At 61.0% G+C, this 251-nt stretch carries 1 protein-coding gene; it reads left to right on the forward strand.

Annotated features, from left to right (window positions below; translation table 11 throughout):
- On the forward strand, window positions 1-251 hold a 251-nt coding region (locus ACTHS3_RS18270; RefSeq protein ID WP_440368839.1), incomplete at both ends, for a beta-ketoacyl synthase N-terminal-like domain-containing protein.

The following is a 251-nucleotide window of genomic DNA, read 5'->3' on the forward strand; positions in this document are numbered from 1 at the left end:
TTGCAGGCGGTGCCGAAGGCGCGATCAGCACTTTGGGCGTCGGCGGCTTTGCTGCGATGAAAGCCCTTTCCACCCGCAACGACGATCCCGCCACCGCTTCCCGTCCGTGGGACAAAGGCCGCGACGGCTTCGTTATCGGCGAAGGTGCGGGCGTGCTGGTGTTGGAAGAATTGGAACACGCCAAAAAACGCGGCGCGAAAATTTACGCCGAAATCGTCGGCTTCGGCATGAGTTCCGATGCCTACCACATC

This window comes from Neisseria sp. P0009.S007 (assembly GCF_051962515.1).